Origin of the sequence: Rhizobium sp. SEMIA 4085, assembly GCF_013004495.1 — a bacterium.
In the GTDB taxonomy this organism is placed as follows: domain Bacteria; phylum Pseudomonadota; class Alphaproteobacteria; order Rhizobiales; family Rhizobiaceae; genus Rhizobium; species Rhizobium gallicum.
In genome coordinates this window covers 1-9,677 of sequence record NZ_JABEPH010000230.1, presented here as the reverse complement: position 1 = coordinate 9,677, position 9,677 = coordinate 1, and the positions used below count along the sequence as shown (strand labels likewise).

9 protein-coding genes are annotated in these 9,677 nt (G+C 59.6%); all 9 read left to right on the top strand.

All coding sequences use genetic code 11. The features are described from left to right. A partial coding sequence (locus C9413_RS21080) for an ABC transporter substrate-binding protein (RefSeq protein WP_246703813.1) occupies positions 1–755 on the top strand: 755 nt, incomplete at its 5' end. Between the two features lie 116 nt (positions 756–871). Then, positions 872–1,879 (top strand): ABC transporter permease, encoded by a 1,008-nt coding sequence (locus C9413_RS21075; protein ID WP_040115062.1) that lies wholly within the window; start codon positions 872–874, stop codon positions 1,877–1,879. Position 1,880: 1 nt separating this feature from the next. Beyond that, on the top strand, positions 1,881–3,014 hold the full coding sequence (locus C9413_RS21070) for an ABC transporter permease (protein ID WP_040115063.1): 1,134 nt from the start codon (positions 1,881–1,883) through the stop codon (positions 3,012–3,014). Positions 3,015–3,024: 10 nt separating this feature from the next. After that, positions 3,025–4,692 carry an ABC transporter ATP-binding protein gene (locus C9413_RS21065; protein ID WP_040116503.1) on the top strand — a complete coding sequence of 556 codons (1,668 nt, stop codon included), beginning with the start codon at positions 3,025–3,027 and terminating at the stop codon, positions 4,690–4,692. A gap of 22 nt (positions 4,693–4,714) precedes the next feature. Further along, positions 4,715–6,085, top strand: coding sequence for an alpha-glucosidase/alpha-galactosidase (locus tag C9413_RS21060; RefSeq protein ID WP_040115064.1), 1,371 nt, complete (start codon positions 4,715–4,717; stop codon positions 6,083–6,085). 374 nt (positions 6,086–6,459) lie between these two features. Next, entirely contained in the window at positions 6,460–6,624 is a 165-nt protein-coding gene (locus C9413_RS21055) for a hypothetical protein (RefSeq protein ID WP_170250859.1), read from the top strand. A 325-nt stretch (positions 6,625–6,949) separates the two neighbouring features. Further along, entirely contained in the window at positions 6,950–7,834 is an 885-nt protein-coding gene (locus C9413_RS21050) for a LysR family transcriptional regulator (protein ID WP_040115066.1), read from the top strand. 68 nt (positions 7,835–7,902) lie between these two features. Next, entirely contained in the window at positions 7,903–9,021 is a 1,119-nt protein-coding gene (locus C9413_RS21045; protein WP_170250858.1) for an HPP family protein, read from the top strand. A 253-nt stretch (positions 9,022–9,274) separates the two neighbouring features. Continuing rightward, positions 9,275–9,469, top strand: a complete 195-nt coding sequence (locus C9413_RS21040) for a glutathione S-transferase C-terminal domain-containing protein (RefSeq protein ID WP_040115069.1) — start codon at positions 9,275–9,277, stop codon at positions 9,467–9,469. Positions 9,470–9,677 lie beyond the last annotated feature (208 nt).

Below are 9,677 nucleotides of genomic sequence, written 5' to 3'. Positions count from 1 at the left end.
CGGACGCGCGTGTTGACGGCCGGCAGGCGCCCCCCTCCAACACAGACGACCGGAGGGGCGCCGGGGCCGGACTTGCCGAGGCGGGCCTGAAGGATACGGATGGCGACGGCTTCGTGAACTTCCCCGCCGGCCAGGCGGGCGGAAAGAACGTCGAAATCGTGCTGCTCGTCAATAACGACTATGCGACCGACAAGAGCCTCGCAGAAGGCGTCGTCGGCCAGATGGAGAAGCTGGGCCTCAAGATCATTATCAATGCCCTCGACGGACCGAAGCGCGACGATGCGCACTATGCCGGCCGCTTCGACTGGCTGATCCAGCGCAACACCACGGAACTGGCTTCGGTCGTGCAGAATACAGAGCAACTCGCCCCTGTCGGCCCGCGCACCAGCTGGCATCACCGTGCCGGCAAGGACGACCAGCTCGACCTGATGCCCTTCGAGAAAGAGCTTGTCGATATCGTCAACAAATTCAGGACAAGCCAGGACAATGACGAACGGGTCAGGCTTATGAAAGAGTATCAGAAGATTTCGACGGAGCACGTGAACACCGTGGGCCTTACGGAATATCCGGGGGCACTGATCATCAACAAGCGCTTCTCGAACATCCCGCAGGGAACACCGATCTTTATGTTCAACTGGGCTGAAGATTCCGTCATCCGCGAACGGCTGTGGGTGGCTGCCGACAAGCAGCAGAAATATGAACTTTTCCCAGAGCAACTTCCCGGCAAGCCGGGAGAAAAGGGTCCGCTGAACTAGAGCTCCCTCCCAAATGAAGTGAGCTTCCGGCCGCGCGTGGCGCGCGGCCGGTCATAACCAACAAGCCGGCCGCGCTGCCGAGGAGCGACTGGCGGCAAGGAGAAGCGAACCGTCCGATGTTACGATTCCTGCTCGTGCGCATAGCCTCAGCGATCCCTGTGCTCTTGATCCTGAGTGTGGTGACCTTCGCGATCATTCAGGCACCGCCTGGCGATTACTCCGATTACATTCGCTCCCAGCTCATCAACCAGAGCGGAGCCTCCTATGCGCAGGCGGAGGCGCAGGCCCAGGCCTACCGCGTCGAGCACGGCCTTGATCAACCGATGGTCATCCAATACTTCAACTGGATCGGCGGCATCGTCACCCGCGGCGATTTCGGCTACAGCATGTACTATAACAAGCCGGTTGCCGACGTCGTCGGAGAGCGCCTGCCGCGCACACTGCTTTTGGCCCTGGTGTGCCATCTCTTTGCCTCAGTGCTCGGCATCACCTTCGGCATCTGGGCGGCGACACGCCAATATTCCTGGATCGACAGCCTTCTTTCCGGCATTTCTTTTCTTGGCATGACGGTGCCGCGCTTCTTGATGGCGCTGATCATCGTCTACCTGCTGGTGTTCCAATTCAACATTTCCGAGATCGGCAGCTTCTTCTCGCCGCAATATGGCGGCGCGCCATGGTCGTGGGCGAAGTTCGTCGATCTGGTCAGTCATGTCTGGCCGGTCGTTGCGATCGCCACATTCGGGGGACTCGCCTACAATATGCGGGTCATGCGCGGCAATCTCCTTGATACGCTGAACGCGCAATATGTCGAGACGGCCAAGGCGAAAGGCTTGACCGGCAGCGCGGTCGTCATGCGCCATGCGGTGCCCAACGCGCTGCATCCGCTCGTCATGTACCAGGGCGTCGTGCTTCCCTACATGCTGACGGGAGAAATCGAGACGGCGATCATTTTCGCCCTGCCGACCGTCGGTCCCGCCATCGTCGGCTCCATGGCGGTTGGCGATGTCTATGTGACCGCGACCTTCATGATGGTGCTGTCGGCAACGCTGATTGTCGGCAACATCATCGCCGATATGCTGCTTGCCCTGCTCGACCCGCGTGTCCGTCAGTCTGTAGGAGCCTGATATGTTCGCCTTCGACTCCTCCCTGCCACCACCGCACGAAGAAACCATCAAGAAGCCGCCGCACGGCAACGAAAGCTACATCGCGCTCGTGTGGCGCCGTCTGAAGCGCTCCTGGACAGGCATGATGGGCCTCATCCTCGTCGGGCTGCTGATCATCATGGCCGTGTTTGCGGATTTCTTCGCGCCGATGGATCCGAAGGCAACCGATGTCGGCTTCGCGCCGCCGCAGGCCATCAGCTTCCACGACAAGGATGGCAACTTCGTCTTTCAGCCGCGCGTCTATGCGCTCGCCGATTCCGAAGAACTCGACCCCGTCACCTTCCAGCCGATCGTTGGTCCGGATTATGACAATCCCCGCTACCTCGGATTCTTCGTGAAAGGGGCGGACTACAAGCTTTTCGGCCTCATCCCGGCGAACCGGCATTTCTTCGGTTCGACAGATGGCCAGCCGGTGCATTTTCTCGGCACCGACAAATTTGGACGTGACGTGCTTTCGCGCGCGATCATCGGCTCGCGCATTTCGCTGGTGATCGCTCTCACCGTCGTCTTTATCGTCACGCTCGTTGGCACGACCGTCGGTATGGTCTCCGGTTACTTCGGCGGCACATTCGACGTCTGGGTTCAGCGCTTCGTCGAACTGGTTCTCGCATTTCCTCAACTGCCGCTTTATCTGGCGCTGACGTCGTTGATCCCAGTGACGGCTCCGACCAACGTCTTCCTTGCCTTCGTCATCGTCGTCATGTCGGCACTCGGCTGGGCGCAGATGTCGCGGGAGGTTCGCGGCAAGACGCTGGCATTGGCGCGCATCGACTATGTGCGGGCGGCGATGGCCGTCGGCGCGACCGACCGGCGCATCATCTTCCAGCACATCTTTCCGAACGTGATGAGCCACGTGATCGTATCGGTGACACTGCACATCCCGAGCGTGGTGCTGCTCGAATCGTTCCTCGGTTTCTTGGGCTTTGCGGTGAAGCCGCCACTGATCTCCTGGGGTCTCATGCTCCAGGATACGGCGAATTACTCGGTCATCGGCACCTATCCCTGGATCCTTGCCCCTGTCGGCTTTGTGCTTGTGACCGTCTTTGCATTCAACGCGCTGGGCGATGGCCTGCGCGACGCAGTCGATCCTTATTGAGGTGGTGAAGATGGCCCTTTCTCTCGTCAATTCCTTTGCACCGCCCGTTCGCCATGATCATGATGGCCGCAAGGAAAGTCCAATCATCGACGCACGCAATGTCGCGGTGACCTTCAAGGTCGAAGACGGCTTCGTCGAGGCGGTCAAGGATATCTCGTTTCAGCTCTATCGCGGAGAGACGATCGCGATCGTCGGCGAGTCCGGATCCGGAAAATCGGTAACAGCGCGCACGGTGATGGGGCTTCTTTCGAAGCGCGCCGTTGTCTCGCCGAAATCGGGCATCGACTATGATGGCGCCAATATCCTGAAATTTTCCGAAAGCGCCCGGCGCAAGTTGCGCGGTAACCGCATCTCGATGATTTTCCAGGAGCCGATGAGCTCGCTCAACCCGATCTATACGGTCGGCAGTCAGATCGTCGAGGCAATCCGTGTACACCAGAAGTTCGGCCGCCGGCAGGCGGAAGCGCGGGCGCTGGAGCTTTTGAAGCATGTGCAAATTCCCGATCCCGAAGCCCGACTGAAGCAATATCCGCATCAGCTGTCAGGCGGCCAGCGCCAGCGCGTGATGATTGCCATGGCTCTCGCCAACGATCCGGACGTCCTCATCGCCGACGAGCCGACGACAGCGCTTGACGTGACCGTGCAGGCACAGATCCTGAACCTTATCCGCAACCTGCAGAAGGAACTGCGCATGGCGGTGATCCTGATCACCCACGACCTCACGGTCGTCCGGCAGTTCTCGGACTATGTCTATGTGATGCAGCATGGCGAGATGCGGGAGCACAACACGACCGAAAGGCTCTTTGCCAATCCTCAGCACCCTTACACGAAGCATCTGCTCGGCTCCGAGCCGCGTGGTCAGGCCAACCCATTGCCGGAAAATTCCGAGATCATTCTTGATGCCAGAGGGGTGCGCGTTTCCTTCATGCTGCGCCACGGCACGTTCTTCAAGCCGGAAATGAAGGAACTCGTCGCTGTCGACAGTCTGAGTCTCACGCTTCGCCGTCATGAGACGCTTGGTCTCGTCGGCGAGTCCGGCTCCGGCAAAACGACCTTCGGTCAGGCGCTCGTCCGGTTGAACGATCCGGACGGCGGAGAGATCTATTTCGACCGCCAGCCCATCCACGGCCGCTCGCGCGCCGAGATGAGGCCGCTACGATCGCGTATGCAGATCGTCTTCCAGGATCCGTTCTCGTCGCTCAATCCGCGCATGACAATCGGCCAGATCATCGAGGAGGGGCTGGTCGTCAACAGGCTCGGTGCGACGAAAGCCGAGCGCATGGACCGGGTGCGCGAGGCGTTGATTGCGGCCGGCATGCCGGGCCATATTCTCTCGCGCTTCCCGCATGAATTCTCCGGCGGCCAGCGCCAGCGCATCGCCATTGCCCGTGCTATCGCCCTCGAACCCGAATTTATCTTGCTCGATGAGCCGACTTCGGCGCTCGATCTTTCCGTCCAGGCGCAGATCATCGAGCTCTTGCGCAGGTTGCAGGACGAGCGGGGCCTGAGCTACCTCTTCATCTCGCACGATCTCAAGGTCGTGCGGGCGCTGTGCCACCGGGTGATCGTCATGCAGCATGGCCGCATCATGGAAGAGGGGCCTGTCAACGAAGTCCTATCCAATCCCAAGACCGCCTACACGGAACGGCTGGTGAAAGCCGCTTTCGAGGTAGCATGATTGCCGAATGCCGGAGGTTATAATGGCACGAAATCCCAAGATCACGTTTATCGGAGCAGGCTCCACCGTCTTCATGAAGAACATCGTCGGCGATGTCTTGCAGCGTCCGGCGCTGTCGAGCGCCACGATCGCGCTGATGGACATCAATCCGCAGCGTCTCGAAGAAAGCGCCGTCGTTGTCAACAAGCTGATTTCGACGCTGGGCGTAAAGGCCAGGGCTGAAACTTACTCCGATCAGCGCAAGGCGCTGACAGGCGCGGACTTCGTCGTCGTCGCCTTCCAGATCGGCGGCTATGAGCCCTGTACCGTCACCGATTTCGAAGTGCCGAAGAAATACGGTCTGCGCCAGACCATTGCCGACACACTCGGCGTTGGCGGCATCATGCGCGGGCTTAGAACCGTGCCGCACCTTTGGAAGATATGCGAGGACATGCTCGCCGTCTGCCCGGAGGCGATCATGCTGCAATATGTGAATCCGATGGCCATCAACACCTGGGCGATTGCGGAAAAATATCCGGCAATCAAGCAGGTCGGCCTCTGCCACTCCGTCCAGGGCACGGCCATGGAGCTGGCGCATGACCTTGACATTCCTTACGAGGAAATCCGCTATCGCTCGGCCGGCATCAACCATATGGCCTTCTATCTGACGTTCGAGCACCGGCAGGCGGATGGTTCCTACAAGAATCTCTATCCCGATCTTGTCCGCGCCTATCGTGAAGGTCGTGCCCCGAAGCCCGGCTGGAACCCGCGCTGCCCCAACAAGGTGCGCTACGAGATGCTGACTCGCCTTGGCTATTTCGTCACCGAGAGCTCGGAGCACTTTGCCGAATACACGCCCTACTTCATCAAAGAGGGCCGAGAGGACCTGATCGAGAAGTTCGGAATTCCGCTCGACGAATATCCGAAGCGCTGCATCGAGCAGATCGAGCGTTGGAAAGGACAGGCCGAAGCCTACCGCTCGGCCGAGACGATCGAGGTCGAACAATCGAAGGAATATGCTTCCTCCATCATCAACTCCGTCTGGACTGGCGAACCGTCGGTCGTCTACGGCAATGTCCGCAACAACGGCTGCATCACCTCACTGCCGGCAAACTGCGCCGCCGAAGTGCCTTGCCTGGTCGACGCCTCGGGCATTCAGCCAACCTTCATTGGCAACCTGCCGCCACAGCTGACAGCGCTCATCCGCACCAACATCAATGTTCAGGAGCTGACCGTCCAGGCACTGATGACGGAAAATCGCGAACACATCTACCACGCTGCGATGATGGATCCGCATACGGCAGCTGAACTCGACCTCGACCAGATCTGGTCGCTCGTCGACGATCTTCTTTCCACACACGGTGACTGGCTGCCGGCCTGGGCAAGAACAGCCAAGAAGGTGCAGGCAGCTTAGTTGCGAAAGCGACACCGTTCGGGCAGCGTAAGCCGGCGAGGCCTGTCGCCGGCTTCGCCTTCAGCCTGCCGGATCGGCTACTTGGCTCGTGATGTCTCCAAGAAAGGCGAACGTTCCGATACCACACGCGCGCGCGTCCGGATCACGATTGGGGTGAAGCTCTGCGCCACAGGACGTTTTACGGTTTTTCTTATATGATCTGCGCAGGCGACAGATAAAGGTAAATAACGAGGCAGGTTGCCGCGATTGCGACCATGGTGGCCGGCCCAAGAATTGTTCTAGCGACCGAAGCAACAGCGAGACCGGACGCCAAAGTCGCGCCTCCCAGCAAGACGCCGCGGCCGGAAAAGGCCAGAGCGAGGGCTGAGATGCAGATGGCTGGCGCCAGCATGGTGAGCGTGATTTTCCGTGGAGCCATCTCGGGATACGCGGCGAAAGCCGGCAAGCATCCCCTTACGCTGAAGCCGATTGCGATGCTCAGAAAAACAAAAGGCAATACCATTGACCGGAACCTTTCAAAAAGAACGGCCATCGCGTAGCAAGCGGCGTGCCATTTGTTTGCCCTTCGTTGCTCACTGGCGTCATGCGGCGCTGCCGATATATTGCGCTCAATGCCCAAAGAGCATGCAGGATCCGCTCACTGGCGAACGAGTTCCTTGCGTGCCGCTGAACGCATCGCGACCGACGCCCAAGCGAGGTCGACGGCCCCTGCTGGCATCGTCACAGGCTGCGAGCATTCGGCAAGTTGCGCAATTTCCTTCTCGGCAGCGGCTGAAACTTTGAAAAATCCGTTCTCTACCGCGACTTGATCGTATTCTGTTTTTGAGAATAATAGCGGCTCAATATTCTGAAATAGAGACTTACGTGGATTTTCCCTCGCTCCGTGTCTTTCTGTCCGTCGCCGAACATCGAAGCGTGACGCGCGCTGCCGAGGCGCTTGGGCGCGTCGGTTCGAGTGTTACGACCCGAATCCAACAGTTGGAGGAGGATCTCGGTGTCTTGCTCTTCAACCGGGATGGAAAGCAGATGACCCTCACTCGCGAAGGGCGGCTGTTTTTGTCTTACGCGAAGCGAATGGCGGCATTGGCTGACGAGGCGCGCCATTCGTTGTCGGCCTCCGGCCGGCCGGCGACTTTGCGTGTAGGGACAATGGAGAGCACGGCGGCAAGCCGGCTACCGCACATTCTGCCACGGTTCGCAACCGTTGCTCCTCATATTTCTCTTCGGCTGACAATGGGTGCGACGCGGGATCTCGCCCGTGCCGTTTTGGCGGAGGAACTCGATTGTGCCTTGATCGCATTGCCCATCGGCAAGCATGCAGCCGCCTGGCTTGCCGACGTTGATTTTTGCCAGCTTGAGCTCGCGCCGCTCTGGAGCGAGGAGGTTCTGATCATTCTTCCTCCGGATCATCCGCCAGTTCGTCATGCCGCGGACATCACCGTTGGCACACTCGCCGCGCTTGAGGCCGGGTGCACCTATAGGCGCATGGCCGAGGATTGGCTTTGCCGTCTTCCGCCGTTCATGACGATCGAGATGTCATCTTACCACGCCGTGGTTGCGAGTGTCCTTGCAGGAGGCGCCGTTGGTGTCATTCCAGCGTCGATCCTGTCGCAGCTGCAGGTGTCCGGTGTCCAGACGGTTGTTGCGGGTTCGGCCCAAACCTCGTTTCTCGCACGCAAGAACGCGGGGTCTTCAGAGCTGGATACGTTTCGAACGGCCCTTCTTTCCGCTGGTGGGGCAGGTCCATAACCGTTGCCATCGCCCGATCCTTTTGTCGGGTGTGGCCCACATCTCATTGACAAATCCACAGGTGATATATGCGTCTCCCACATCGTGAAGCCTTGTCCGGCTGGCGTTTTCGTCTGTTTGCGCCCATCCTTGCCGGTGCGACACTTCGCGAGCGGCTGGTTGCATGTGTGGGTGCGCTTGCATGCATCGCACTGACGGGCCTCATTTGCGGTGGCCTCCTCGGCGAGGGTCCCCACCTTCCGCTGATTGTCGCGCCGATGGGGGCTTCGGCTGTGCTGCTCTTTGCTGTTCCGTCAAGCCCATTGGCGCAGCCTTGGCCGATTATCGGTGGAAACACGATCTCTGCTTTCATGGGGGTCATCGCCGCAAATCTCATTCATGACCCAATCGTCGCAATTGGTGTGGGCGTTTCGCTTGCGATTGCGGCGATGTCGTTCACCCGCTGCCTGCATCCGCCCGGCGGAGCGGCGGCCTTGACCGCAGTCCTCGGCGGTGCGCCTGTCGCAAGTTGGGGTTTGCTCTTCCCGTTCGTGCCGGTGGGCTTGAATTCGTGCATCCTGGTGGCACTCGGGCTTCTGTTTCACAAGCTGTCACGGCACAATTATCCGCATGTTGTCGTCAGCGCGACCAGCATGCATCATACGAAGGATCCGCCCGCAAACCGGCGGGGCGGATTTCGTGAGGAAGACGTCGATGCGGCCCTCCAGGTATTGAAGGAAACGTTCGACATCGATCGTGCAGATCTGAGCCGGCTTTTGCGAGAAGTCGAAATTCAAGCGACGGTCCGGTCCAGCAAAGATCTGAAATGCGCAGACATCATGTCGCGGGATGTCGTTGCAGTCAGCCCCGACACCACTGTTGAGGTGGCGCATGCGCTGCTGCTCCGACACAATGTGCGCACACTGCCGGTCAAAGAGCCTGACGGCAAGCTCGTAGGCAGTGTCGGACTTCGAGAACTCGCTTTTGCGTCCGGTCCGGTTAAGGCTCTTATGGCGCCACCGGCGACAACTTCGGCTGACGCGCCCGCGCTTGGCCTTTTGCCAGTCCTGACGGACGGGAAAACACACGCCGTTGTCGTGATCGACCAGGCGTGGCAGATCATCGGGCTGATCTCGCAGACCGATCTTCTCGCTGCTACGGCGCGTCTCGTTCCGACGGACCGCGTCGCCTTGGAGAGTGTCGCCTAAAGCTTCTGATGGCAACGCGGCAAGTTCGGCCCCCCGGCGACGGTCTCGTCGGCATCTGCCGTAAGACGTCCTGATATCCTGATCGATGATCCGAGAAAATCTCGGCTGAGACATGACGAACACCGGCTGCGCCCGGCATTGATGAAACGCGTGTTCCAGGTCCAAGCGCAACAGATGCGCGCTGGCGCTTTCACTGCTTCGACAGTCAGCCCGCGAAACGGTGAAGCCGTTTGCAGGCGCCGGGCGGCTAGCCATGATCGGTCAGCGACTGAAGGACGGATATCTGTTCGGCGACACCTTCACTACCGCCGATGCGCTGCTCTATGTCATGGTTCGCTGGGTGCGCGATTCCGGGCTGAAAATTCCGGATCGCCTCATTGCCTATGAGGAGCGCGTTGAGGCACGCCCGGCGGTGCAACGGGCGCTGTGCGCCGAAGGGCTGGCTTAGCGAGCGATCAAACGGCCGAAAAAAGGGTTTAAAACATCGCAACGATCATGACCGCGAGCAGGCCAAGCCCATCATCGCCGATAATTTCGCTTAAGTCGGAACTAGCGGAATTTTTACCGGTCTTTGTCGAATCGCGGGCTCCAACTGCGTCTAATATGGAACGGCACCATTGGGGGAACAGGATGCGCTACCTTTGTCTCTTCTACAT